We start from the raw sequence: 24,795 nt of genomic DNA, 5'->3' as shown, positions 1-24,795 counted from the left end.
TGACCCGAGCTGGTGGTGCTGTGGCATCGTCGCTGGCGTGACCGAATGGCCCGTCACGATCGACAGGCGCTACCACGACGCGGTGATCCTCGACTTGGACAGCGCGGTCGCCAACAGTGAGCAAGCCCGCCAGCACGCGGACGTCCCACTGCTGCGACAGCTGCGAGGTATCGGCGTCGCCCTGGGCGAGGTCGAAACCCGCACCGAGGCGTTGACCGAGGCAATAACCGTTCTTGGGGTCAGGCCTGCGCGCTGCGTGGTGATCGCAGACCATGAATCCGGCGTCCGGACAGCCCGAGATTGCGGCGTGGGACTCGTCATTGGCCTCGACCGCAACCGGATCGACGATGCACTTGCCGACAGCGCGGACATCGTGATCGCCGATCTCGCCGAGATCTCCGTGCGCCGTCGTGACTGTGCCATATCGACCATCGCCGATGCCTTGCAGTCTTACGGTCAACTGAAAGAACTGGTGGTTGCGCGGCGGCCCGTGGTCTTCCTCGATTTCGACGGGACTTTGTCCGACATCGTCGATGACCCCGAGGCCGCGGTGCTGGTCCGCGGCGCCGCCGAAGCCCTTCGCGTTCTCGCCGCGTTATGCCCCGTCGCCCTGATAAGCGGCCGGGACCTGAAGGATGTCCTCGGGCGAGTCAACATCGACGGCTTGTGGTATGCGGGCAGCCAGGGCTTCGAGTTGCTCGCGCCGGACGGCAGCCATCTCGAGAACTCTGCCGCCGTCGCCGCCATTGACATCTTGTCCGATGCCGCCACCGAGTTGACGGGAGCGTTACGCGACCTCCCCGGAATAGTCGTGGAGCACAAACGCTTTGCCGTCACTGTCCACTACCGCATGGCCGACCCTGCGTTGGTCGACCAGGTGCTCACGACGGTGTCCCGGCTGGGACGTTCCCGCCGTCTTCGTGTCACCCAGGGCCGCAAAGTCGTCGAACTGGGCCCCAACGTCGCCTGGGACAGAAGCGATACTCCCGACTGGCTGCTGGAAAAGATCCTGGCAGACGATCGGACCGTTGAATCTCCCGCGGCATTGCCGATCTACATCGGTGACGACCTCACCGATGAGGATGCCTTCGATGCGGTCCACTTCGACGGCGTTGGCATCGTGGTACGTCATGACGAAGCTGGTGACCGACCGTCCGCGGCTCGATTCAGTCTGGAAAACCCCTCGGCGGTATGCGAATTCATCCGGCAACTGGCCCGCGACCTTCGAGACGAAGCGACCAGCCCGGCGGATGCCTGGCAATTGGTCTTCGACGGCTACGACCCGCGAGAGGAGCGGTTGCGCGAGACGTTGTGCACCGTAGGCAACGGCTACGTCGCCACCCGCGGCTGCGCCCCGGAAGCCTCCGCGGGCGACGCCCACTACCCCGGCACCTACGCCGCCGGCGTATACAACACCCTCGCCGATCAGATCGCCGGCCGCAGCATCGAGAATGAGAGCCTCGTCAATCTGCCCAACTGGTTGCCGCTGACATTCCGAATCGACGAAGGCCCGTGGTTCAGTGTGGACGACGTCGAATTGCTCTTCTATCAGCAAAAATTCGACCTGCGGCACGCGACGTTGATCCGTACTCTGCGATTTCGGGATCGCGCGGGCCGAACGACAGCGCTGACTCAGCAGCGGTTCGCGTCGATGCACCAGCATCACATCGTCGCGATGCAGACCGCCATAACCGCGGAGAATTGGTCCGGCACAGTCGAGTTCATGTCTCACCTGGATGGTGCTGTGAGTAATTCGATGGTGGAACGCTATAACTCATTGTCGAGCATTCACTTGACCGCAGCTACGCTGGACGAAATCTCGCCTGATTCAGTGCTGTTGCGGACTCAAACGTCACAGTCACACATCGCGATCGGTGTAGCCGCCCGCACTTCGCTCTGGCGCGACGACTCGCCTGTCGCCGCGCAGTACACCTTCGCGCAGGAAGCGGGCCGAGGCGGTCACAATATCCGGGTGAATTTGTCCGTCGGACAATTCATCACCCTCGAGAAGGTCGCGACGATCTTCACCGGTCGAGATGCCGCCATCTCGGAGCCGGCCAGCACCGCGCAGCATTACCTCGAGGAAAGCGGCCGATACGCGGATCTTCATCGCCATCACCGGCGGGCGTGGGACCGATTGTGGGAGCAATGTGACGTCGGACTCGACGACGGCGTGGAAGCGTTGCGGATTCTGCGACTGCATCTGGTGCAGCTGTTGCAAACGCTCTCCCCGCACTCCGCCGAACTTGATGCCGGGGTCCCGGCGCGGGGTTTGCACGGCGAAGCCTATCGCGGACATGTCTTTTGGGATGCACTGTTCGTGTCCCCCGTTCTGAGCCTGCGGATGCCCAACGTTTCGCGTTCGCTGCTGCGTTATCGGTATCGGCGACTGCCCGAGGCCCGGCGCGCCGCGCGAAGGGCGGGCTACCTGGGTGCTATGTATCCGTGGCAGTCCGGCAGCGACGGCAGCGAGGTGAGCCAGGAGCTCCACCTCAACCCACGATCCGGCCGATGGAACCCGGATCCCAGTGCACGCGCACATCACGTCGGTCTCGCCGTCGCATACAACTCGTGGCAGCACTACCAGGTAACCGGTGACCGGCAGTATCTCGTCGACTACGGCGCCGAGATGCTGGTTGAGATCGCCCGGTTCTGGGTCGGGTTGGCCACGTTCGACGAGAGTCGTCGCCGGTACACGATCCGGGGAGTCATCGGCCCCGACGAATTCCATTCCGGATATCCCGGCAAGGAGTACGACGGCATCGACAACAACGCCTACACCAACGTGATGGCGGTCTGGGTGATCACTCGGGCACTGGACGCACTGGACCTGCTGTTACTGCGCGACCGACTCGATCTCGTCAGCAAGATCGGTTTGGACACAGAGGATCTCGACCGGTGGGAACACGTGAGCCGGCACATGTATGTCCCCTTCCACGACGGTGTGATCAGCCAGTTCGAAGGCTATTCGGAGCTGGCGGAACTGGACTGGGATCACTATCGGCAGCGATACGGAAACATTCAACGACTCGATCGCATCCTGGAAGCCGAAAACGACAGCGTGAACAACTACAAGGCGTCCAAGCAGGCCGATGCGCTGATGCTGTTCTATCTCCTGTCATCCGACGAGCTGCTGGGCTTGTTCGGGCGACTCGGATACCACTTTGCCCCGGAGCAAATTCCCAAAACCGTTGATTACTATCTGTCGCGTACATCGCACGGGTCGACATTAAGCGCCATAGTGCATTCCTGGGTTCTCGCCCGGGGCAACCGGCGGATGGCCATGGAGTACTTCCAGCAAGTACTGAAGTCCGATGTCGCTGACATCCAGGGCGGCACGACGGCCGAAGGTATCCACCTGGCGGCGATGGCCGGCAGCATCGATCTGCTGCAACGGTGCTATACCGGACTGGAAGCACGGGACGACCGACTCATTCTCGGGCCGCAGTGGCCGGAGACACTCGGCCCCATCGAGTTCCCACTGGTGTATCGCGGCCAGCGCCTTCATCTCCAAGTCAGCGGACGAACCGCCACCGTCACTTCTGAGGCAGGCAACACCGGGTCGGTCGATGTCGAATGCCGAGGCCACGTGCGAAAGCTGTTGCCCGGATGCACGATCGACGTCGAGTGACGAATGCGGACAGGTGACCATCGCCACCAAAGCTGGGCCGAATGGCCCTGCCAGAAATCCGGCAACGGTCATAGCGTTTCGGATGAAAGGAGTTACCCGCTAGCCGGTTTTGATCGGAGAATCCAATGAGTCTTCCGCAATCGTCGCAGCAGCGGGTCGTTGTCGGTATCGACGGATCCGACGCAGCGATCAATGCGGCCAAATGGGCGGTGACCGAGGCCATTAGCCGCGATGTGCCACTGCGGCTTGTCCACGCGATCCCGCAACGGGAGCCGGACGGGGCCGCCAACGACGCCAGCCTGGATATCGAATACGGCCAAGCAGCGCTACGCGCTGCCTGCACCGCAGTCAATGCGATGGGAACGCCAGTCAAAATCGATACCGACCTGGTGCACGGATCTCCCGCAAGTGTGTTGATCGACGAATCCGACTATGCGGCAATGATTTGCATCGGGTCCATTGGCATCGATCAGCTCGCTCGCAGGATACTCGGCTCGACCGCAGCTACCGTCGCCGAGAAGGCTCATTGTCCGGTGGCCGTCATTCGACACAACCGAGAGGGCGCCGATCCCAACTCAGGGTGGGTCGCTGTCGTCGTGGATGATTCACCCGGGAATGACGCTGTGCTCGAACACGGTTTCCGGGAAGCGCGACTGCGCGACGCACCCATCCTGGCGATGGGCGTCTGGCGATGGGGTCTGGGCGAAATCCCTTACCGACAACTGGATGATCGGCTACGCCGTTGGGTATCCGAATACCGCGAGGTGAATGTCCTTCCGGCTGCCGCACGAAGCGGAGCAGCTGAATTCCTCTCCGGGACAGATCAATCCGTCCAACTTGCGGTGGTGGACAGCTCAGACGCCGATCAAGTCGCGCGAATAGTCGGTCCGATCAACTCACATTTTGGGCACGAGGGATGTTCGGTTCTCGTGGTACGTAGCTGACGACGCGGTCAGTGTGGATCCGACGCACCTTCGCGTTTGGGCATCGCGGCCACCAACGGGGTGTCGGCACCGAGCGGGCCGACGCTGTCAGCACCACCCGGGCAGCCCACCGGTGCAACACGACCCGGCAACGGCTTGCTGAAGAAGGCGGCGTTGTCGGCCAAATGCTGCAATTCGTCGGCAGGCAAGTCGCCCTCCCAGTAGATCGCATCCATGCGGCACGCGGGCTTGCACGCACCGCAATCCACGCATTCGTCGGGATTGATATACATTGCCCGGGCGCCCTCATAGATGCAGTCGACGGGGCACTCCTGAACACAGGACTTATCCAGTACATCTACACAGGCGGCACCGATCACATATGTCATAGATTTCACGGTAGCCAGTCAGGACCGAGATTCGCGCTCGGCGTAGGGCCTCAACGTTGAGGACTAAAGACCCTCGCACGATGCCACACGGCTAATCACCCCGCACGACGATCACCGGAACCGTTGCCGTTTGCGCGACATGGGAGCTGACCGAGCCCAGCAGCATACCGACAAACCCGCCGCGGCCGTGGCTTCCAACCACCACCAGCTGCGCGCGCTGCGATTCGTCCAGCAGCCACCGAGAGGGCTGGTCACAGCAGAGCACACGCTTGACGTGCACATCTGCATATTGTTCTTGCCATCCGGCGAGGCGTTCGGCGAGGATCTCCAGCCCTCTGGCTTCGCTGTCCCGCCAGTCCATTCCAAGCATCGGAAACACTCCGACGTCGCTCCATGCGTGCAACGCGACCAGCGCAACACCTCGGCGCGAGGCTTCGTCAAAAGCCAGCGCCGTCGCCGCTTCGGAGGCGGGTGAACCATCAACGCCCAACAGCACGGGAGCGGTGGAATCAGGAGCAGCGTCACCATCGGAATGAATGACCGCGACCGGGCAATGGGCATGGTGTAGCAGCGCCGCGGTAACCGAGCCCAGCAGCAGTCGCCCCAACGCACCAAGCCCCTGGCTACCGACCACCATGATCGAGGCGTCTTTGGACGCCTCGATCAGTGCCGGTGCGACGTTGGAATAGACCATCTCCATGCGCACTTTGGGTGATTCGGTTTCACCCAGCCTGGCGCTGAGCGTCTTGTGGGCCCGTTCGACAACCTCCTGTCCGGCCTCCTTCTGCCACTCCGGCATTTCGTCATACAGCTGACCCACCGGCCACCCGACAACTATGGGAGGAACGGCATGGATCAGTGTGATAGGTGTGTGGCGCATGGCCGCGTCACCGGCGCCCCAAGCCACCGCGGCGTCGGATGCCGCTGAACCGTCGACACAGACGACTGTTCCGTATTTCTTTGTGGTTTCCGACATGTCGCACTCCTTGCTATGAAAACGCGTTCGCGTTCGATCGCATATCGTCGAGGACGTCTGGCAGCTCGACCTCGACGCGGCAAACCGCCCCGTAATTCGTTGGCTTGCACCACCAGCCGAGATCGAACAGCAGTGTGAGCATGAGATGGTTCTCGCTGAGAACGTCGGCGACGAATCGCCCGATTCCGTAGCCTCTCGCGACATGGGCGAGGTGTTTGAGCAAAGCTGTTCCGACGCCGAGCGAATGATCCTCGTGGGCGACCGTGACCGCGACTTCGGCAACTTTCGGGTCATCGCGGGTGACGACGTAGTGCGCCACACCGATCAATCGGTCGTCATCGAATGCCCCCAGGGCGTACCGATCATGGGCAGGCTCGGTGATCTTTTTGGTGAGCTCGTCTAGATCAATCTGGTTCAGCGTGAAGAAACGGAAATACCGGTCGAAGTTGCTGAGGTGCTGGTGGAGCGCCAGTGTCGCCGTGGCGTCTCCGGGGCCGAGGCGGCGCACCGCGACAACCCGCCCGTCGAGCAGCTCAGCCGTGGCGGAGTATTCCGCCAGGTGGTTGACCATATGCGCTCCTCGAGGTTTGGACATGACGTTATGCCCGGTCCGCTCGATTCGGCAGGGCCGTTAGACTCCCGCCACCGCGGCATTGGTCCCAGCCGCCCGCGGGCGGCTGGGATCCGGCCGGGATTCAGACACCAGTCAGCGGAGCGGTCCAGTGCACCCGAGTACCGCCCTCAGGAGGATTGCTGATCTCACAGCGACCGCCAACCTGGTCAGCGCGGTAGCACATGTTCGCCAGACCGCTTCGGCGCGGATTATCGACGGGCATGCCGCATCCGTTGTCGATAATGTCGAGCGTCAGCATGTCGGCGACGCTGACCTCGATTGTGAGCCGTGACGCCCCGGAGTGACGGACGGCGTTGCTCACCCCCTCCGCGGTAACCGCTTCGGCGTGCTCGGCGAGGTCGCCACCGACGGCGGTCATCGGCCCGTGCATTCGAATAGTGGTGATGATGTCGCGGCCTTCGGTCAGGTCAGCGACCACACGTTGTATCCGATTCCGGAAACCGCCATCGTTTTCGGACGGGGATTTCAGCTGGAAGATCGTCGTACGAATCTCCTCGATGATCGTTTGGAGATCGTCGAGCGTGCGATTGAGTCGATCGCAAACTTCCGGCGAACGCACGCGGGCGACCGTACCTTGCAGATCCATCCCGGCGGCGAACAGCCGCTGGATGACATGGTCATGCAAATCGTGGGCGATACGCTCTCGCTCGGCCACCAGGGTAAGCCGGCGGGCATGCTCACGTCCGGACGCGAGCAGGAGGGCGATCGCCGCGTGTGTCGCGAAATCGCTTACCAGGTCCAGGTAACTGTCATCGAAGGGTGGCTGCTCCGAGCTGCGGGCGACGACGATCACCCCGGCTACCTCATCGTCGGCCTGCAACGGCATCAGAATCGCGCTTCGCTGCCCCACATCGGTGAATGCCTGAATCGGGTAACTCAATGCCTCGCTGATCACCGGCTCACCGGAGCGAAACACAGCGCCACTGCTGGACGCGTCGACCGGAACCCGTTGGCCGATAACCTCCGAGGCGTTCAGCCCCACCGCCGCGGATATGACCAGCGTGTCGATTTCGTCGTTTGAAAGCTCGTCATCGACCGGAACGAGCACGATCGCCTGCTCGGCTTCGGTTAGCGCACAAGCACGTTCAGCGATCAACTGCAGCGGCTTCCGGTTGGGTTCCGCACTGGACAAGAGGGCCGTGGTGATTTCGCGGCTTGCCTCCATCCATTTGACCGCCATGCGCTCACGCTCGAATAGTTGCGCATTGTCGATGGCCACCGCGGCGGCGAACGCCAACGCGCGAGCGGCCACCTCGTCGGATTCGGAGAACAGCCGGCCCGGCTCGTCATGGGTGAGATAGAGGTTGCCGAATATCGTTCCCCGGATTGTGATCGGCACACCGAGGAACGCCTGCATCGCAGGATGGTGCTCGGGGAACCCGACTGCGGACGCGTGCCTCGTCAGGTTATCCAAACGCAAAGCCGGTGTGTCCAACAGTGACAGGCTCAGAACGCCCTTGCCAACCGGCAGATGTCCGATTCGCTTTGCGTGCTCAACATCAATGCCTTCGTGAACAAACGAGACCAACATCCCGTCGCGGTCGCGTATCGCCAGGGCGCCGTACGCTGCCGAGGTCAACTTCCGCGCAGCGCCGACGATCCGACGGAAGGTCGCGTCCAGGTCGAGATCGGAGCCGATCTCGACGATGACCTGAAGCAATTGCTCCATTTGATCGCGGGAGGCCAGCAACTCGTCGAGTTGCTCGTGCATCCTCGTGACCAGGCCACGCTGGCCCAGTCCGGCAAAAGCCGAGCCGCTGTCCTCAGTAGCCACCCGAACCGATACCTCCGGCCGCTCGAGGTTTTAGGGGCGGCTCCGTGTCGTCTGGGCAGCGTGACCCGGCGGGCAACGCGGAGCTACGTCGGCAAGTCTAGCCAGCTCTAAGCGACAACCCAATACGAACAATCGCAATATTCGAGACACCGGCATTAACGGTGTGGTGTGCCTGGTCAGGCTAGCTGCCGGGGGTAGGCGGAGCGGGACGCTGGTCCAGTTTGGAGGCGAACACCGCGGCTTGGGTGCGCCGCTCCATGCCGAGTTTGGCGAGCAATCGGGATACGTAGTTTTTCACCGTTTTCTCGGCCAAGAACATGCGCGCGGCGATCTGCCGGTTGGTCAATCCCTCGCTGAGCAGCCCGAGCAGTGTTCGTTCCCGATCCGTCAACCCCGATAGCGGGTCCTTCTGCTCGGCGCTGCCACGTAGCTTCGCCATCAGCGCGGCGGCGGCCCGGTTGTCGAGCAGCGATTTACCGGCACCGACGTCCTTGATCGCCTGCGCCAATTCCATACCCCTGATGTCTTTGACGACGTAGCCGCTGGCCCCGGCCAGGATCGCCTCGAGCATCGCTTCGTCAGAGGTGAACGATGTCAACATCAGGCACCGCAGCTCCGGGAGATCGGACAGCAGGTCGCGGCACAATTCGATGCCGTTGCCATCTGGAAGGCGCACGTCAAGTACCGCGACGTCGGGTTTCAGCGCGGGAATTCTGACCAACGCTTCGGATACGGAGCCCGCATCACCGATAACCTCGAGCTCAGGATCCGCCGCCAGCAGGTCGGCAAGGCCGCGACGAACGACTTCGTGGTCGTCGACCAGGAAAACCGTAACCATGACAAGTCCTTTCTACCCCTGCGCCGATATCGCACCTGCCCCAATATCGCACATCATTGATCATCGCCCAGGTTCACAAATACCGCCGGTGATTGACCACGCGGAACCGAAGATCCGACATGCCTGACGCCCCGCACTCCCGGCCGAGCGCTCCAAATGCCAGGGTATTGAGTCCGGGAGTCTTCACGGAGGGGCCGTTAGGCCTATTCTTCGATCGCGGCTCGTCCGGCTGACCGACCGACCCGTTAGTCGTAGACCATTACGTCGCAGGGCTCCTGAGCCAGCGCGAACAGTTTTTCCACATCCGCGCGCTCGCACACCGCCGTGCCGGGCGTCATCAGCATGGCCGCACCTGCCGCAATCCCCAGCCGAACCGACTTCTCAAGCGGCCAACCGCGACTGAATCCTATCGTGATCGCCGCGACCATTGCATCACCGGCCCCGACGCCGCTACCACTGCGCATCGGAATAGCCGAATACCGTTGGCTCACAGACGGTGTGACAAGAAGCGCACCGTGCGACCCTAACGACACCAATACGCTTTGCGCACAACCCTTTTCGATTAGTTCACGCGCAGCCGCGAACTGCTCCGATTCGGTGACCAACGGGCGCCCGACACACTCGCGCAGCTCGCGCGCACTCGCCTTTAGCAGGTAAACCCCGGAAGAGACGTGCTGCAAACCGCCCCCGGAGGTGTCCAGAATGAAGCGGGCGCCCAGGCGTTGGCAGCTGTCGGCGACCCGCTGATAGTAGTCGGCAGGCACCCCCGGCGGCAGGCTGCCGCTCGCCACGACGAATTCAGCGGAGTCGGCCGCCCGGCGCAATTCGTCGAGACATTGCGCCTGTTCGGTGAACGTCAGCCGCGGCCCGGGAAGCACGAATCGGTACTGCTGACCGGTGCTGTTCTCGTTGACCGTCAAACTCTCGCGGGTCGCCGCCGAGATGGTGATTTGACGATACGACACCCGTTCGTCATCGAGAAGCGATGTCAGCAGACCACCGCTCGCCCCTCCGGCGGGAAAGACCGCCGAGACCGACCCACCCAGCACATGTGCGACACGAGCGACGTTGATGCCTCCGCCGCCGGGATCGTAACGCGGTGTCTCGCAACGCAGTTTTTCGGTTGCCCGCACCACGTCGACACTTGTCGTGATATCGAGTGCCGGATTCATGGTCAACGTGACGATCTGCGGTCGGCCGGGAGCCGGTGTGTCGGGCGCGTCCATATCCGTTGACTCCGCTCGTTGTTCGCTACAGCCCGGATGGGTACGTTTCCGGCGTTTCACCGGCGATCCACAGACTCGTAGGTTCCAGGGGTTCGAGCGCTCGAGTCTCGTCGATATGAATCATCGCGTCGAATTGGTCTGCGGGCCGGACGTGGAAGTAATGGCTTTGCCGTTCCGTCTCCGGCCGGTAGATCACGCCGATGGCGCGCCCCAACCGAACGATGCTCAGCGCGTCGGCGGCTTCCGGGCGCAGATCTGCCGATACCACGAAGGCGCTTCTGCCGGTCTCGTGCAACAGTTCTTCGATGCTGCCGTTGAGTGCCGGCCGCACGGCTTTTCGTTCTGCGATACCGCCCCAATCGCTGGCGGCCGTCACTGTGCCGGTGTACGTGCTGAAGCCGATCAGGCGTGACTCGTCACCGTACCGCTGGCGCGCAAGTTGCCCCAGTGTGAGCTGCCCGTCGGCCCAGACCTCGGTCGCCCGTGCATCTCCTACGTGAGAGTTGTGTGCCCACACCACGATTCGTGCCGAGGGAACATCATGGTGGCGGTCCAAATGCTTCAGCAGCGCCTCGAGAGTTTCCGCCATGTGCTTATCACGCAAGTTCCACGAGGTGACTCGCCCACTGAACATCGCACGGTAATACACCTCTGCGTTACGCACGGTTTGTGCATTTTGCTGGGCGTAGAACTGCTCGTCTTCAGCAAGCAGTCCATCCCTGCGCGCGTAGGCTAATGCGTTGCGCTGCATGTCGACAAGTTGTTCGATCGCGTCTTTTTCGCACGACGGACCGGCACCGAACGCCGCCGCATAGCCGTAGGCCTGACCGTCATCGGCCGAGGCATGGTCAAAGCACGCGTACCGATTGCGCGCCCGCGCCGCCGCCTCCGGGTCGACTTTTTCCAGATAGGCAATCACTTCCTGCATCGAACGGTGCAGGCTGTAGAGATCGAGTCCATAGAAGCCGGCTTGCGGCTGACCGTTTGACTCGTGCCGCCGGTTGCGTATCCGTAACCAATCGACAAAATCGCGCACAACGGTGTTACGCCACATCCAGGCCGGGAAGCGCTCGAATCCGCTCAATGCTTCATCGGCGGTCTTGTCCTCACCAAGACCGCGAACGTACCGATTCACTCGGTACGCATCAGGCCAATCGGCCTCCGCGGCGACAGCGCAGAATCCCTTTTCCTCGATCAGCCATTTCGTGATGGTTGCCCGAGCCTCGTAGAACTCGTGCGTCCCATGTGAACTCTCGCCGATCAACACTACCCGGGCGTCACCTATCAACTCTTCCAGCGTCTCGCGTGGCGGAACACCGGAGGGAGCATCGATGGCCACGCTGCTGACCACTTCGGCCGGGGAAAGTACCTTCGCCTTTGTCGTCGAGGATTGGGTCGTCGTAGGAGTAGCGAGTAGTTGGTGGACTTCATCGTCGGTGACCTGGCGAAAATCCCAGAACGACTCGCCCACCGCTAGAAACGGGGTGGGCATACTCGCGCAGACGACGTCGTCCACCAGGCCGGCGAACTCCCGGCACGTGGATTCCGGGGCCGCCGGCACCGCAATCACGATGTGTGCGGGCTCCGACTCGCGCAGCGCTTGCACCGCGGCGAACATGCTTGCGCCGGTTGCCAACCCGTCATCGACGAGGATGACGGTCTTGCCCGTGACCTCGAGCGGCGGCCGCCCACCGCGATAGACGGCTTCACGCCGAATCAGTTCCCGTCCCTCACGTTCGGCGATGGCACGCAGTTGCTCGGGCGAGATCCGAAGTCCCCGCACCACGTCGTCGTTGACCACCACCCGGCCGCCCCTCGCCAGCGCTCCGACGGCGAACTCCTCATGCCCGGGAGCGCCGAGCTTTCGCACGATGAAGGCATCCAGCGGCGCGTGCAGGGCAGCCGCCACCTCCCATGCCACCGGGAGCCCACCTCTTGCCAACCCCAAAACGATCACATTCGGTCGGTCGCGGTAAGCAGTAAGAAGGTTTGCCAGCAACCGGCCGGCCTCGCGACGGTCGCGGAACACACGCCGCGGCGAGCGCCGGGTGGTATCAGCTGCCCTGGTCATCATGCATGCTTCGTCAGTTCGCGGTTTGAACCTGAACGCGACGTTCCGTCGCCTTCGGCTCCGAAATCGCCACCGACACAGTTAAAATGCCCTTGTCGTAGGTCGCCGCGATGTTGTCTTCGTCGGCGCCCGTCGGTAGCGACACGGTCCGAACGAACGAGCCGTATGAGAATTCCGAGCGCCCGTCGAAGTCCTTCTTCTCGGTTCGCTCGGCTTTGATGCTAAGTTGTGCGTCACGCACCGTAATCTCGACGTCCTTCGCGGGGTCGACGCCCGGCATTTCGGCGCGCACGACGTAGCGACCGTCCTTCATCTCGCCCTCCAGCCGCATCATTCGGGTGTCGAGGGCGGGCCGCAGTCCGGCAAAGGAGGGGAAGCCACCGAACAGTTCCGACAGCTCCGGGAAGATGGATGCTGGGTGGTGATGACGCCTCACAGCAAGAGTGCTCATGATTACCTCCTAGATTTCGAGATCTACTTGCGATGTCTATCCGACCAATCAGCCAGAACCACCGAAAGGGGCTGAAGTCCCATGGTTGTGGGTCATTCGTCAGCGCCGCCTGAACGCCAGTGCGGGCGGCAACGCAGACCCCACCATCGAAACGGGCACAGTGAGCTGGCGATGATGAACGCTTGATCGCGGTTCAGCTGCTTGCGTTCGGGAATCCTGCGATGGTGCTCGGACTCCGGAACCCGCGTCCGGCTGTCCCGGTCTGACGTCCACACCGTTTCACGCCGCTTCGGTGGGTCAGCGGCCAGGCCGCTTGAAACCGACGACAAGTAAAGAGAACTCGCTGTCGCGCAGAGCCGCAGCGCCCGCAGCGCCGAGGAGCTGCTCGACCGCCGCGGTCTGCGCGGCACCGACGACCAGCAACTCGATGGCGGCAGCGTGCGTAGCGAGGTACTCGACAAGGGAGCCGTCGAGCAGCACCGTGTCGATTTCGACCTCGGGGTAGTTGTCCATGCAACGCTTCATCGCAGCGTCGCCGCTGACTGAATCCCTGAGCACCCGCAGTGCAGCACCACGATGGCGAGCCTCGTGGATCGCCAGCTCCAGAACGTCCATGCCGTCCGGGGATTCGTCGACGAGCGCGACAATCCGGCGCTGGCTCATCACGTCCGCATCGCGGCCGCCTCGCACGATGGCAACCGAGCAATGGCCGGATCGTGCCAGTTCTTTCGCAGTCGAACCCAACCAGGCGTCCGAATGCATCGCGGCTCCGGTATCCCCGACACACAGCAAGGTCGTCGAACGCGAGGCCGCGATGAGGCCTGCCACCGGCGCACCGTGGACGATTTCGGCTTCCACCTTCACCGGCTTGCCCAGCCGGTCAATGGCGTTGCATGCGGCGTGTGCGACTTTCTCCGCCGCCATCAGCGCCGCTCGAGCTGCGCGCGCGTTCGGGTTCGGATTGGTGACATCAGCAGGCGCAGTGGAATGTCGGTCCCGGCGACTTCGTCGACCGCCCACCGGGCGGCGCGAATCGCCGCAGCCGAGCCGTCCACGCCAACGATCACTGACTTGGGTGGATACCTGTCGAACATGACAACTCCCTGCGACCAACGGCATTGAGAAGACCTATTCAGCACGCTACGGAATCCGGCTGCCGGCAGATCAGAGGCATTAGTCCTCAGCTCTGGATCCCTTGGACCGCGTTGCCCCACGGCGGCGCGAACTTGGGACTTCAGGCTCTACCCGTGCGGCAGGGGACGTGCTCGGATGGCGACATACAGATGAAGCACGCCGACATTCGTGGAAGTTGCTGCACCACAGCATCTTAAGGAGAAACAGTGGCAATTCTGGATAACGTCCGAGCGTTCAACAAGCGTCTACTCAATCCGCTGATGCTGCATCTGGCGGGACGAAAGTATTGGTATGCCTCGGTGATCGAGCACACCGGCCGCCGCTCCGGCGAGCGCTATGCGACACCGGTGGCCACCGAACGGGTGCCCGACGGGTTCATCATTCCGCTGCCCTACGGCGTCGACGCCGATTGGCTGCGGAATGTCCTCGCCGCCGGACACGCCGACATCCGCGCTCATGGCCAAAGCTATCGAGTGACGCAACCCGAAGTCGTCTCCGCCGAAACCGCTGCCCCGCAGCTTCGGGCCCGGCGGCGCCGCACCTACGACCTGTTCAGGGTCAAGAATTACCTCAAAGTGAAGTCCGAACCGAGCTAGCGGCGGATCTCCAACACCTCGTCGAGGGGGCGGCGCGGTGTCGGTTCGAAAGCCAACTGCCCTTCTGGTTCGGTGCCGACCCGAATCAGTACCTGGGGTACCGCGGCCGGACCGGTCGCCAGATCGCGAATCAAGTCGCGACTGGCGTCCAGCTCCGTGACATGCGTTACGGGGCAAGTCGCCAACCCGGCCATGGTGCACTCCAACAGGATCACCGAAAGCGCCTCGCCGCAGTTAAGGGCGTCAACGCGCGTGTCTGATGCGGTGGACAGCAGGAGAATTTTCGCTTGATCGTAGGTGCCCGCGGAGCTGCGCTCGTCCGTCGGGTCGATCGGGAACCGCCGGTTCACATCGACCCGACGGGCGTCTGACTCCGACACCAGCGCGCTTTGCGGTATCCCTTCCGATTCCTCTATCGGCCCTGTCCACCAACGCAATTCAGCGTGGTAGAGGTCGTCATAGCGACGTAAGGCTTCAGTGAGCCGAGCCGCTTCTGCCAACCGCGGTCGCACGTTGTCGGACAATACGTCCAGGCTGACCAAGTCACTGTCGAACGAGCTGCGCAGTACGGGCTCGAATGAGCGCCAACGTTTTGGCGCACCGAAAGGTAGTCGGTTGGTCCGGCGACGCAGTATCGCTTCAGCGCGGTCACGGCGAGCCTGTGTCACATAATCGACCGGGGTAAAGCCGAGACTGGCCAAGTGGTCTAGATCATTCGGGTTCGGGAACTGTTCGACGGTCGTGGCCCACCCTACGGCGGCCATCGCGATCCGAAAGTGATCAAGCGCAGCGCCGCAGCCGATGATCGCTTCGCGACCGGACTCGTCGGCCGACCGCACTATGTGTCGCGGATCAAGAAAGAGTTCGACGTCCGCGCCATCGACGATCCAACGCCACGGTTGGGTGTTGTGCAGCGAGGGAGCATGACACGCCAACTCGACCGCCGCCGTGACTACCTTGGTGTCGGCCATCGTTTCCGTCATCGTCGCCACCCTTCTTTCGATATGACTACGAGCTTCGTCCCGGAAAATATCCGACGCCAGAGTCCTTGGTCCCCCACGCCAAGTCATTGGGCCTTTGACGTCTGCCGACGCGCACACCGGCTCGTCGGAGTGTCAGCCAGTAGCAGCGCGACGTGACTGGTGACTTTTTTCTCTATTGCGTATTGAGCGCGCGGAAAACGATGAAGACGCTGAAGCAATCGAAAGAGGCGTGTCATGACAGCGGATGTCATCCCCAAAACGCCGCGCGACCGACTCGTCGAGCCGAACATCAAGGACTATGAGACGGCACGTGCGGAATTCCGCTGGTCCGGATTTCCCGCCCTGTGCGAAGGGATGGGGCCGGACAGATGCAACATCGCTTATGCCGCGGTCGGCCGACATGCGGCGGGCCCCGTCTCCCGGCGCACAGCATTGCGGTTCATCACCGACAAGGACAGGAACGGCGCGATCGCTACACGGGATCTCAGTTACGCCGAACTCGGCCGGTTGGTCAGGCGATTCTCCGGTGTGTTGCGGGCGCTCGGTATCGACAAGGGCGATCGGGTGTTTACCATCATGGGCCGGATCCCGGAGCTTTACATCACGATGCTCGGGGCTCTGCGCAACGGCAGCATCGTGTCGCCATTGTTTTCGGCGTTCGGCCCGGAGCCGATCATCACCCGAGTCAACATCGGCCAGGCCGATATGTTGGTGACCACAAAATCGATCTACCGGCGCAAGATTGCGAAGATCCGCGATCGCCTCCCCTCGGTTCGACACATCCTCGTCGTCGACGACGACGGATCGGGCGAACTGGTCCCCGGAACACTCAACTTCTGGCAATGGATGGACGCCGCCGACGAGAACACACCGGTCGAGCCCACCACGGCAGAAGATCCGGCGCTACTCCACTTCACCAGCGGTACCACCGGTACGCCCAAAGGCGCCATCCACGTACATGGCGCCGTGGCGATGCATTACATCACCGGCTTGTATGCACTCGATCTGCATCCCGACGACATCTATTGGTGCACTGCCGATCCCGGGTGGGTCACCGGGACGTCCTACGGCATCATCAGTCCGCTGTTGCATGGTGTCACCTCCATCGTCGACGAGGCGGATTTCGACGCCCAGCGATGGTATGGAATTCTGCAGGATCAGGGTGTCTCGGTGTGGTACACCGCACCAACGGCCATACGGATGTTGATCAAAGCAGGGCCGGAACTTCCGGCACAATACGACTTTTCGCGGCTACGCTTCATCGCCAGCGTCGGCGAGCCGCTCAACCCGGAAGCGGTCTGGTGGGGAAAGCGGGTGCTGGGCTTACCGATTCACGACAATTGGTGGCAGACCGAGACTGGCGGCATCATGATCGCCAACACCCCCGCGTTCGACATCAAACCCGGCTCAATGAGTCGTCCCCTGCCAGGGGTGGACGCGTTCATCGTGCGCCACAACGACAATGGCACCACTGAAGTGATCGACGAACCCGGCGTCGAAGGCGAGCTCGCGCTCAGGCCGGGCTGGCCGTCGATGTTCCGCGGTTATCTCAACGCCGAGGAGCGATACCGAAACGCCTTCGCGGACGGGCTGTACCTGAGCGGCGATCTCGCGAAAAAGGATGCCGACGGCTACTTCTGGTTCATCGGGCGCAAGGACGACGTGATCAAGTCCGCGGGACATCTGATCGGTCCGTTCGAAGTCGAAAGCGCGCTGACCGATCACCCGGCGGTCGCCGAGGCGGCCGTCATCGGCATACCCGATCCGACGGTGGGCGAGATGGTCAAGGCCTTTGTCACGCTGAAAAATGGTGTCGTTGCCGACGAGGACCTGCGACTGGAACTGCTGGGCCATGCACGCAAACGGCTCGGGGCGACGGTGGCCCCCAAGGAGATCGAATTCGTCGAATCGTTGCCACACACCAGCAGCGGCAAGATCATGCGGCGCCTGCTCAAGGCCCGCGAACTCGGCTTGCCCGAAGGGGACACCTCCACCATCGAGCAGCACGCCGTTCACCACGCCGAAGGGGTGCCGTCATGACAGATACGAAGCTCGCCCATGAGCTGTTGTCGGACATGGTCCGGGTGCGCCGCATGGAGGAGAAATGCGCGGAACTCTACAGCGCGGCCAAGATTCGCGGATTCCTGCATCTTTATGTCGGTGAGGAAGCAGTGGCCGCCGGGTCGCTGCGCGCGCTGGCCGACGACGACGCGGTAGTCGCGACCTACCGCGAGCACGCCCACGCGCTGCTGCGCGGTATCCCGATGACCTCGATCATGGCGGAGATGTTCGGCAAGCAGGAGGGCTGCTCGCGGGGCCGCGGCGGATCGATGCACCTGTTCGACGCGTCCAGGCGGTTCTACGGGGGTAACGCGATCGTGGCCGGCGGCCTGCCGCTCGCGGTGGGTATCGCACTGGCCGACGCCATGCTGCGGCAGAAGCGGGTGACCGCCTGCTACTTCGGCGACGGCGCGGTGGCCGAAGGCGCGTTTCATGAGTCCCTGAACATGGCCGCGCTGTGGAACCTGCCGGTGTTGTTCTGTTGCGAGAACAACCTTTACGCGATGGGCACCGCACTGGACAGGGCCCAGTCACAGACCGATCTCACCGTCAAGGCGGCCGCCTACCGCGTCCCCACCCTGGCGGTCGACGGGATGGACGTCGAGGCCTGCTACACGGCCGCCCAACAGGGCGTCGATCACGTCCGCGACACCGGCGGGCCCTTCTTCATCGAGTTCCGCACCTACCGGTTCCGGGCGCATTCGATGTTCGACCCGGAACTGTACCGAGACAAGGACGAAGTCGAACGGTGGCGCAAGCGCGACCCGATCCGGGCGTTCACCGAGAGGTGCCTGGGCAACGGCACCCTGTCCGACGCCGACGTGCGTCAGATCGAAGACGCGGCGGCCACCGAGATCGAGGACGCGGTGGCGTTCGCCGACGCCGGAACATGGGAGGATGTGGCCGATCTCGAGCGCGACGTGCTAACTCCGGAGGCCGCGCGATGAAGACCAGCTACCGGACCGCCGTGCACGACGCGCTGCGCGACGCCCTGCGTGACGACCCCCGGGTGGTGCTGATGGGTGAGGACGTCGGACGCTATGGAGGAACGTACGCCGCCTCCAAAGGCCTGCTGGACGACTTCGGGCCGGACCGGGTGCGGGACACGCCTCTTTCGGAGCTGGGCTTCGTTGGCATCGGGATCGGTGCGGCGCTCAACGGCCTGCGCCCGATCGTGGAAGTCATGACGGTCAACTTCAGCCTGCTGGCGCTCGACCAGATCGTCAATACCGCTGCGGCCCTTCGGCATATGTCCGGTGGCCAATTTTCGGTGCCGATCGTCGTCCGGATGGCCACAGGTGCCGGGCGTCAGCTTGCCGCCCAACACTCTCACAGCCTGGAGCCGTGGTACGCGCACATCCCGGGCATCAAGGTGGTCGCGCCGGCGACCGTCGAAGATGCCTACGGGATGCTCGGCCCCGCCCTGGCGGACCCTGACCCGGTGGTGATCTTCGAACACGTTCAGCTGTACAACACCTCAACGGATGTCGAGGTTCTCGCCCCTACGGACATCTCGCGCGCCGCGGTCCGTCGCAGCGGCAGCGACGTCACGTTGATCACCTACGGAGGTAGTCTGCCGAAGACGCTCGACGCTGCCAACGAGCTGTCGCTGGCCGGGATCGACTGCGAGGTAGTCGATTTGCGGGTGTTGCGACCGCTGGACGACGAAACCTTCCTCGAATCCGTCCGCAAGACGCATCGGGCTGTGGTGGTCGACGAGGCGTGGCGCACGGGCAGCCTGGCCGCAGAAGTCACCGCACGCGTGATGGAAGGCGGGTTCTACGAACTCGATGCCCCGGTGGCTCGAGTGTGCAGCACCGAAGTGCCGATGCCCTATGCCAAGCATCTCGAAGAGGCCGCCCTGCCCCAACCCGCGAAGATCGTCACCGCCGTGCAAGACCTCTTCGGGAACCCGTCGTGATCGAATTCAAGATGCCCTCGCTCGGCTCGGACATGGATGAAGGCACCCTGAACGAGTGGCTGGTCAAGCCCGGGGATACGGTGACGCGCGGCCAGGTCGTCGCGATCGTCGAGACCACCAAGGCTGCCGTGGAAGTCGAATGCTGGCAGGAGGGTATCGTCAACGAGCTCGTCGTGCCCGTTGGCGAAACCGTCCTAGTGGGAACGACATTGGCCACTCTGACGGCGCCCGGCGAGCAGGTGGAGAAACACCGGAGGCCACGGCCGTCGACGAAGACGACGGCCAAACCGGCGAAGGCTCCACCGACGGTGTCATCCGCGCCCACCGCTCCCCCGGGCGGCGACGCTGGGTGTCGCCAGCCGCGCGGCGGTTGGCCCAATCGCTGGGCGTCGACATCGAGTCGGTGAGCGGCACCGGACCGCAGGACGCGGTCACCATCAGCGACGTCGAGCACGCGGCCGCGTCCAAGCCGGCCAAGCAACCAATCGCACAGCCGGCGGCCAAGCCGACGGCGGCCGACCGCTCGACACAGATGCGAAAGTCGATCGCCGCGGCAATGAGCCGGTCAAAGCGGGAGATCCCGCACTACTACCTGGCCGAAGAGATCATGTTGGAAAAGTCGCTGTCCTGGCTGACGACGAGAAATGCGCAGCGATCGATCGACGAACGAGTTCTGCCGGCCGTCCTGCTCTTGAAGGCCGTCGGAGTCGCCGCACAGCGGTTCGGTGAATTCAACGGATTTTGGCGTGAAGACGGGTTCGAGCCCGCAGCGGGCGTTCATGTCGGCGTCGGGATATCGCTGCGCGGCGGCGGCCTGGTTGCGCCGGCCATCCACGATGTCCCGGAAAAGAAACTGGACGAACTGATGGACGATCTCACGGATCTGGTGGCGCGGGCACGTTCCTTCTCGCTCCGTAGCTCGGAGATGTCGGACCCGACTATCACGGTCACCAACCTCGGCGACCAAGGCGTCGATACGGTCTTCGGCGTCATCTACCCGCCGCAGGTCGCGATCGTCGGTTTCGGCCAGCCGGCCGAGCGAGTCTGCGTCATTGACCGCGGGATCCGGGTCGTCTCCACGGTCCAGGCGACCCTGGCCGCCGACCACCGTGCCAGTGACGGTCACCGAGGCGCGTTATTCCTGACCGCAATCAACGACCTGCTGCAACAACCCGACATCCTGGAGAAGTGATGGGTCATGACTAACGACGACACCCGCGCCGCAATCTTGTCCGTGCTGACAACCATCGCCCCGGAGATCGAGCCCGAGGACTTGCAGGATGACGTCCAGCTGCGGGACCAGGTCGACCTCGATTCCATGGACTGGCTGAATTTTCTGCGCGGCATCCATAAGCAGCTGCGAGTCGACATCCCGGAAGCCGACTACGCGTCATTGCGGACGCTGGCCGACGTGGTCAGCTACGTGGAGAAGAACCGCGAAAATTAGCCCAACGGCCCAGCCCGCGGGGACATACGGCCCTAGGCGCTAACCCGAAGGTCGCCTTAGCGTCAACACATGCGCCCGACGCCAGACACCCAAGTACTGCGGACGGCCGTGCAGTTGGCATGCCGGGCGCCGTCCGTGCACAACAGCCAGCCATGGAAGTGGGTGGCGCAAGGTCCGATTCTGCGGTTGTTCATCGATCGTGACCGCGCAGTACCCGGCGCGGATTGCTATATGCGCGAAGCGATCATCAGTTGCGGCGCGGTCCTCGATCATCTCCGTGTCGCCATGCAGGCTGCGGGTTGGCGAGCTGATATCAGACGATTTCCCAACCGCAAAGACCGCGACGAGCTCGCGTCGATCTCATTCAGCTTCACCGGACACGTCATCGACCCGCAGCGCGAACGAGCTCAGGCGATCCTGCAGCGCAGAACCGACCGGCTTTCCCTGCAAGAGCCCGCGTATTGGGATTTCTTCGAACCCACCCTCTACAACGTCATCGATGAGAGCCGGGTGAAATTGCACGTGCTCGCCGACGACACGCGATCGCAGTTGGCCAGCGCAGCGAGCCTCACCGAAGCCATCCGTAACGACGACTGGCTCTATCTAGCCGAACTGGATTGGTGGACATCGCCGTTCGCAATCAACGAAGGTATACCCCCGAGCGCGCTCGCATCAGACATCGAACACTCCCGGGTAGATGTGGGACGGTCGTTTCCGGTCAGAATTCATGCGGACAGACGCCCACAAATCGAGGTGGACCGGTCGAAGATTCTTGTCTTGTCCACCGCCGAGGACACCAGGGCAGATTGGCTCAGATCCGGCGAGGCGCTGTCGATGGTATTGCTGGAATGCACCGTCGCTGGAATGGCAACCTGCCCGCTGACACATCTCATCGAGGTCGACGAAAGTCGCGACATCGTGCGAGACCTGATCGACCGGTCCGGCGAACCCCAGGCGCTGATCCGCGTCGGCATCGCACCCGCGATGGAGCATTCCGCGCCACCCACGCCGCGGCGTCCGCTCCACGACGTCTTGACGATCCGCTAAACAGCCCAACGACGGGGTTAACCTACTTTGGTCCCCAGGGGCCAGGACCTTTGGCAGACGCAATCGCCCGGCCTGGTCAATACTGTCATCTCCATGACGAATCAAATCCACAGCGGCGTCACCATCCTGCCGACGCACGAGTGCTGGGACCTGCTCGGAGGCGCGACGCTGGGGCGGCTGGTGACCAGCGTCGACGGCCGGCCAGAGATCTTTCCTGTCAACTACGCCGTCCAGCGGCAAACGATTCTGTTCCGCACCGCGGAAGGTACCAAGTTGGTCAGTGCCGCGATCAACAATCAAGTGGTGTTCGAGGTCGACGACCACAATGTCGCCGAGGGCTGGAGCGTGATCGTGAGGGGCACCGCACGCTCACTTCGTAGCGACGACGAAATCGCGGATGCCGAGCGTGCCCAGGTGCTGCCGTGGACGAGCTATGAGAAGTCGCATTACATCCGGGTGATCCCGGAGATGGTGACGGGCCGCCGGTTCCAATTCGGCTCGCTGCCAGGGAACGGCTAATCAGGTACACCCCCGGCCCGGATCGGCCGCTGGTGATGTGGGCGTGGCGTGAATTCCAAAGACAGCAAAACGATCAGAGCCGCGGGGATGTGTCGGACGCGCAATACGACGTATCGCCGCTCGCCCAGTGAGTGAAATTTGCGCAGATACCGGTACAGCGATTCAAGCCGGATCAGCGGGTCTAGCAGATGAATCAACCGATAGGCGGCCCGCTGCGTCCGGCTCGGGTGGGTGGCGTCGAAGATCTCCGGAAACGCCGCGAACGCCAGCGAAAGCCGGCTTGCATTCTGGCTTTTCGCTGCGGCGATCATGTCAATGCTGAGCCGTTCATCAACGCCGTTGGGGGCATCCGGGTGCCGGTACGGCGCATCGAGAGTCACTTCCGATCCCCGCCCGGCGGTCGCGTATCGGTGAAACGCCACTACCCGCCCGGTATCGTCACGAGCGATCGCTAGCTTGATCCCCGGGCATCGGCCTCGTAAGGCGCCGTCGAGGTTCATGCAAAATCCGCGCTCGGTACCCGCGGCGTGGTGCGCGGCATATAGTACGTCGGTTAGTTCGCCGAGTAGCCGGCCGCCGACGTCCCGCTCGTCGACGATCTCGGTGGTGATACCGCAATTGCGGCTGCGCTGCACCGCCTGACGCAGGTTGCGGAAGCGTCTGCCCTTCAGGGTGAAGTGGCCTACGTCGATGACGACGTCGCGTCCGATCGGGACCGCGAGCTTCGACCGCCCACCCGCCTTGCCCTGCCAGAGGCCCAGATGCCGGTCGCTGCAAGCCAATACGATGATCCGCCAGCCTCTGCTGCGGCACATGCGAACGAAATCCTCTACCAGTAACTGGAATTGGGTGACATCACCAATCGGGTCTCCGCTGACGACGGCGAACCCAAGCCGGGTGCGGTATGCGATCGCCGCGGTACGGCCGACGTTGAAGTGGTAGCTCTTGCTCGAATGCATGGCAAACGGCGCCAAGGGATCCTCGTCGGTGCTGTTGACGAGGGCCCAGACCTGCCCCAGCAGCTCCGGCTGGGGACGCGCGCGCGTTGCCCACATCAACGCCAGCCCACTGCTGCCCATGAGAATGTTACCGATCGTTGCGAACGACAAAAAGTGCGCGAACAGCCCGGCACACACCATCGCGCCCGCGGCAAGTAGCGCGATCGACCAACCGAAGCGACCAGGAGCGCCCCGGTCGTAGCCGAGCTGGTACCCCACGGCCAGCACCGCCAGCCAGCCCAGAACGGCCAACAGCATCAGGACGCTGACGAAGCGGGCTGCCGGCACATCCGCTTTGACCAGTACCCGTTCGCGGGCGATCGCGACAGCTGCCCCACCGCTTCGGTGGCTGCTCTTCACGGTGGGCTTACTCACTCGCGAACGACGAGGACAGAGCATTCGGGATGGTCGAACAGCGGGTGCCCGGACGGTCCGATCAGCGCCGCCAGCTGATCGGCCTCGGCACCGCTGATGACCGCGAGTTGAACTCGCTCGTCGTTCACGCGCAGAAAGCTGCCAATCGCGTACTTGGTCGTAATCGGGTAAACGCGCACCTCGGGATGAAGCCGCCGCCAATCCTGCACCCGTCGCTCGAACTCGCCATCGGCAGTCTCGGTGAGATCCTCCGGTCGGCTTCCGAGAACCAGCATGGGTGCCCTGCGCAACTTTGCTTCCCACGCAGCGTATTTGACGACGGAGTCGTTGCCCGGCGCATCGGTCATCCGTACCACGATCCAGTTGATGTCTGGCGGGGGCCGGTCGGAATGCGTGCGTAAAACCGCAACTGGGCAATGAGCCTTTTTGGCGAGTTCGGTTGCGGTCGAACCCAGAATCGCGCGGGCGTAGCGCCCGATGCCCACCGAGCCGACGCAGATCATCTCGGCGTCGCGCGATGCCTCCACCATGACCGGTCCAGCCGGCCCGCGCGGGATGTCGGTTTCGATTTTCACGGGCTTTTCGCTGGCTTCGATCGCGAACTGCGCTTCCTGGAGCGACTTCTCGGCATGCGCGAGGTCGCGAGCGTAGTCGTCCGGCGATCGATGTGTCTGCTTGATGACGGAGATCAGCCGCAGCGGCACACCACGGCCGATCGCCTCATCGAGGCCCCAGAGCGCGGCCGCAACCGCCGCTTGTGAACCGTCGATACCCACTACGATCGGTTTCATCATCCGCAGT

General features: G+C 63.1%; 22 protein-coding genes and 1 pseudogene. 10 read left to right on the top strand and 13 right to left on the bottom strand.

What is annotated here, in order from left to right:
- Positions 1–37: 37 nt before the first annotated feature.
- The gene (gene otsB / locus G6N54_RS02310; RefSeq protein ID WP_232073274.1) at positions 38–3,631 is read left to right on the top strand and encodes a trehalose-phosphatase; all 3,594 of its coding nucleotides are present in this window, start codon (positions 38–40) and stop codon (positions 3,629–3,631) included.
- A 125-nt stretch (positions 3,632–3,756) separates the two neighbouring features.
- Positions 3,757–4,575 carry a universal stress protein gene (locus G6N54_RS02305; protein ID WP_163788414.1) on the top strand — a complete coding sequence of 273 codons (819 nt, stop codon included), beginning with the start codon at positions 3,757–3,759 and terminating at the stop codon, positions 4,573–4,575.
- Positions 4,576–4,583: 8 nt separating this feature from the next.
- Here the strand turns inward: G6N54_RS02305 and fdxA are convergent, their stop codons facing one another.
- The 10 genes from fdxA to G6N54_RS30125 form a co-directional block, all read right to left on the bottom strand.
- On the bottom strand, positions 4,584–4,943 hold the full coding sequence (fdxA, locus tag G6N54_RS02300; RefSeq protein ID WP_163788413.1) for a ferredoxin: 360 nt from the start codon (positions 4,941–4,943) through the stop codon (positions 4,584–4,586).
- 91 nt (positions 4,944–5,034) lie between these two features.
- Positions 5,035–5,919, bottom strand: coding sequence for a universal stress protein (locus G6N54_RS02295; RefSeq protein ID WP_163788412.1), 885 nt, complete (start codon positions 5,917–5,919; stop codon positions 5,035–5,037).
- 13 nt (positions 5,920–5,932) lie between these two features.
- Positions 5,933–6,490, bottom strand: coding sequence for a GNAT family N-acetyltransferase (locus G6N54_RS02290; protein ID WP_163788411.1), 558 nt, complete (start codon positions 6,488–6,490; stop codon positions 5,933–5,935).
- A 124-nt stretch (positions 6,491–6,614) separates the two neighbouring features.
- Complete coding sequence (locus G6N54_RS02285) at positions 6,615–8,264, bottom strand: GAF domain-containing sensor histidine kinase (RefSeq protein WP_163794440.1); 1,650 nt, start codon at positions 8,262–8,264, stop codon at positions 6,615–6,617.
- A 244-nt stretch (positions 8,265–8,508) separates the two neighbouring features.
- A complete protein-coding gene (dosR, locus tag G6N54_RS02280) occupies positions 8,509–9,165 on the bottom strand; it encodes a hypoxia response regulator transcription factor DosR/DevR (RefSeq protein ID WP_163788410.1) in 657 nt (218 codons plus the stop codon).
- Between the two features lie 245 nt (positions 9,166–9,410).
- Complete coding sequence (locus G6N54_RS02275; protein ID WP_179969151.1) at positions 9,411–10,391, bottom strand: 1-phosphofructokinase family hexose kinase; 981 nt, start codon at positions 10,389–10,391, stop codon at positions 9,411–9,413.
- Between the two features lie 25 nt (positions 10,392–10,416).
- Positions 10,417–12,465 carry an erythromycin esterase family protein gene (locus G6N54_RS02270; protein WP_179969150.1) on the bottom strand — a complete coding sequence of 683 codons (2,049 nt, stop codon included), beginning with the start codon at positions 12,463–12,465 and terminating at the stop codon, positions 10,417–10,419.
- Between the two features lie 10 nt (positions 12,466–12,475).
- Entirely contained in the window at positions 12,476–12,916 is a 441-nt protein-coding gene (locus G6N54_RS02265; RefSeq protein ID WP_170313082.1) for an HSP20 family small heat-shock protein, read from the bottom strand.
- A gap of 294 nt (positions 12,917–13,210) precedes the next feature.
- On the bottom strand, positions 13,211–13,837 hold the full coding sequence (locus G6N54_RS02260; protein WP_232073265.1) for a universal stress protein: 627 nt from the start codon (positions 13,835–13,837) through the stop codon (positions 13,211–13,213).
- Complete coding sequence (locus G6N54_RS30125) at positions 13,837–14,007, bottom strand: hypothetical protein (protein WP_232073263.1); 171 nt, start codon at positions 14,005–14,007, stop codon at positions 13,837–13,839. The genes G6N54_RS02260 and G6N54_RS30125 overlap by 1 nt, the downstream gene beginning before the upstream one ends.
- A 246-nt stretch (positions 14,008–14,253) precedes the next feature.
- Here G6N54_RS30125 and G6N54_RS02255 point away from each other — a divergent pair, with 246 nt between their 5' ends.
- Positions 14,254–14,643 (top strand): nitroreductase family deazaflavin-dependent oxidoreductase, encoded by a 390-nt coding sequence (locus tag G6N54_RS02255; RefSeq protein ID WP_308207245.1) that lies wholly within the window; start codon positions 14,254–14,256, stop codon positions 14,641–14,643.
- Here G6N54_RS02255 and G6N54_RS02250 read toward each other — a convergent pair.
- Positions 14,640–15,626, bottom strand: coding sequence for an Acg family FMN-binding oxidoreductase (locus G6N54_RS02250; RefSeq protein ID WP_163788406.1), 987 nt, complete (start codon positions 15,624–15,626; stop codon positions 14,640–14,642). The genes G6N54_RS02255 and G6N54_RS02250 overlap by 4 nt on opposite strands.
- A gap of 234 nt (positions 15,627–15,860) precedes the next feature.
- Between G6N54_RS02250 and acsA the strand changes: the two genes are divergently transcribed.
- The 7 genes and pseudogenes from acsA to G6N54_RS02215 all read left to right on the top strand — a co-directional run bounded on the left by acsA (position 15,861) and on the right by G6N54_RS02215 (position 22,621).
- On the top strand, positions 15,861–17,666 hold the full coding sequence (gene acsA / locus G6N54_RS02245; protein WP_163788405.1) for an acetate--CoA ligase: 1,806 nt from the start codon (positions 15,861–15,863) through the stop codon (positions 17,664–17,666).
- A complete protein-coding gene (gene pdhA, locus G6N54_RS02240) occupies positions 17,663–18,634 on the top strand; it encodes a pyruvate dehydrogenase (acetyl-transferring) E1 component subunit alpha (RefSeq protein ID WP_163788404.1) in 972 nt (323 codons plus the stop codon). The genes acsA and pdhA overlap by 4 nt, the downstream gene beginning before the upstream one ends.
- On the top strand, positions 18,631–19,608 hold the full coding sequence (locus G6N54_RS02235) for an alpha-ketoacid dehydrogenase subunit beta (protein ID WP_163788403.1): 978 nt from the start codon (positions 18,631–18,633) through the stop codon (positions 19,606–19,608). The genes pdhA and G6N54_RS02235 overlap by 4 nt, the downstream gene beginning before the upstream one ends.
- A pseudogene (locus G6N54_RS02230) lies at positions 19,605–20,800 on the top strand (dihydrolipoamide acetyltransferase family protein). The gene G6N54_RS02235 and the pseudogene G6N54_RS02230 overlap by 4 nt, the downstream one beginning before the upstream one ends.
- Positions 20,801–20,806: 6 nt before the next feature.
- Complete coding sequence (locus G6N54_RS02225) at positions 20,807–21,055, top strand: acyl carrier protein (protein ID WP_163788402.1); 249 nt, start codon at positions 20,807–20,809, stop codon at positions 21,053–21,055.
- Positions 21,056–21,124: 69 nt separating this feature from the next.
- Positions 21,125–22,102 carry an Acg family FMN-binding oxidoreductase gene (locus tag G6N54_RS02220; RefSeq protein WP_163788401.1) on the top strand — a complete coding sequence of 326 codons (978 nt, stop codon included), beginning with the start codon at positions 21,125–21,127 and terminating at the stop codon, positions 22,100–22,102.
- Positions 22,103–22,195: 93 nt separating this feature from the next.
- Positions 22,196–22,621 (top strand): pyridoxamine 5'-phosphate oxidase family protein, encoded by a 426-nt coding sequence (locus G6N54_RS02215; RefSeq protein ID WP_163788400.1) that lies wholly within the window; start codon positions 22,196–22,198, stop codon positions 22,619–22,621.
- On the opposite strand, the gene G6N54_RS02210 is transcribed toward G6N54_RS02215, so the two are convergent.
- Both G6N54_RS02210 and G6N54_RS02205 read right to left on the bottom strand, forming a co-directional pair.
- Positions 22,618–23,994 (bottom strand): bifunctional lysylphosphatidylglycerol flippase/synthetase MprF, encoded by a 1,377-nt coding sequence (locus G6N54_RS02210; RefSeq protein ID WP_232073256.1) that lies wholly within the window; start codon positions 23,992–23,994, stop codon positions 22,618–22,620. The two genes, G6N54_RS02215 and G6N54_RS02210, sit on opposite strands and share 4 nt — an antisense overlap.
- The gene (locus tag G6N54_RS02205) at positions 23,991–24,785 is read right to left on the bottom strand and encodes a universal stress protein (RefSeq protein ID WP_163788398.1); all 795 of its coding nucleotides are present in this window, start codon (positions 24,783–24,785) and stop codon (positions 23,991–23,993) included. Before G6N54_RS02205 ends, G6N54_RS02210 begins: the two co-directional genes overlap by 4 nt.
- Between the last annotated feature and the right edge of the window lie 10 nt (positions 24,786–24,795).

This window comes from Mycobacterium stomatepiae (genome assembly GCF_010731715.1).
Taxonomy (GTDB): domain Bacteria; phylum Actinomycetota; class Actinomycetes; order Mycobacteriales; family Mycobacteriaceae; genus Mycobacterium; species Mycobacterium stomatepiae.
This window is presented reverse-complemented; position numbering and strand designations above follow the sequence as displayed.

Bases quoted from the DNA above. Each gene is read 5' to 3' on its own strand.
- G6N54_RS02305 (WP_163788414.1), top strand. From the start codon at position 3,757: ATGAGTCTTCCGCAATCGTCGCAGCAGCGGGTCGTTGTCGGTATCGAC.
- fdxA (WP_163788413.1), bottom strand. From the start codon at position 4,943: ATGACATATGTGATCGGTGCCGCCTGTGTAGATGTACTGGATAAGTCC.
- G6N54_RS02295 (WP_163788412.1), bottom strand. From the start codon at position 5,919: ATGTCGGAAACCACAAAGAAATACGGAACAGTCGTCTGTGTCGACGGT.
- G6N54_RS02290 (WP_163788411.1), bottom strand. From the start codon at position 6,490: ATGGTCAACCACCTGGCGGAATACTCCGCCACGGCTGAGCTGCTCGAC.
- G6N54_RS02285 (WP_163794440.1), bottom strand. From the start codon at position 8,264: ATGCACGAGCAACTCGACGAGTTGCTGGCCTCCCGCGATCAAATGGAG.
- dosR (WP_163788410.1), bottom strand. From the start codon at position 9,165: ATGGTTACGGTTTTCCTGGTCGACGACCACGAAGTCGTTCGTCGCGGC.
- G6N54_RS02275 (WP_179969151.1), bottom strand. From the start codon at position 10,391: ATGGACGCGCCCGACACACCGGCTCCCGGCCGACCGCAGATCGTCACG.
- G6N54_RS02270 (WP_179969150.1), bottom strand. From the start codon at position 12,465: ATGATGACCAGGGCAGCTGATACCACCCGGCGCTCGCCGCGGCGTGTG.
- G6N54_RS02260 (WP_232073265.1), bottom strand. From the start codon at position 13,837: ATGGCGGCGGAGAAAGTCGCACACGCCGCATGCAACGCCATTGACCGG.
- G6N54_RS30125 (WP_232073263.1), bottom strand. From the start codon at position 14,007: ATGTTCGACAGGTATCCACCCAAGTCAGTGATCGTTGGCGTGGACGGC.
- G6N54_RS02250 (WP_163788406.1), bottom strand. From the start codon at position 15,626: ATGACGGAAACGATGGCCGACACCAAGGTAGTCACGGCGGCGGTCGAG.
- acsA (WP_163788405.1), top strand. From the start codon at position 15,861: ATGACAGCGGATGTCATCCCCAAAACGCCGCGCGACCGACTCGTCGAG.
- pdhA (WP_163788404.1), top strand. From the start codon at position 17,663: ATGACAGATACGAAGCTCGCCCATGAGCTGTTGTCGGACATGGTCCGG.
- G6N54_RS02235 (WP_163788403.1), top strand. From the start codon at position 18,631: ATGAAGACCAGCTACCGGACCGCCGTGCACGACGCGCTGCGCGACGCC.
- G6N54_RS02225 (WP_163788402.1), top strand. From the start codon at position 20,807: ATGACTAACGACGACACCCGCGCCGCAATCTTGTCCGTGCTGACAACC.
- G6N54_RS02220 (WP_163788401.1), top strand. From the start codon at position 21,125: ATGCGCCCGACGCCAGACACCCAAGTACTGCGGACGGCCGTGCAGTTG.
- G6N54_RS02215 (WP_163788400.1), top strand. From the start codon at position 22,196: ATGACGAATCAAATCCACAGCGGCGTCACCATCCTGCCGACGCACGAG.
- G6N54_RS02205 (WP_163788398.1), bottom strand. From the start codon at position 24,785: ATGAAACCGATCGTAGTGGGTATCGACGGTTCACAAGCGGCGGTTGCG.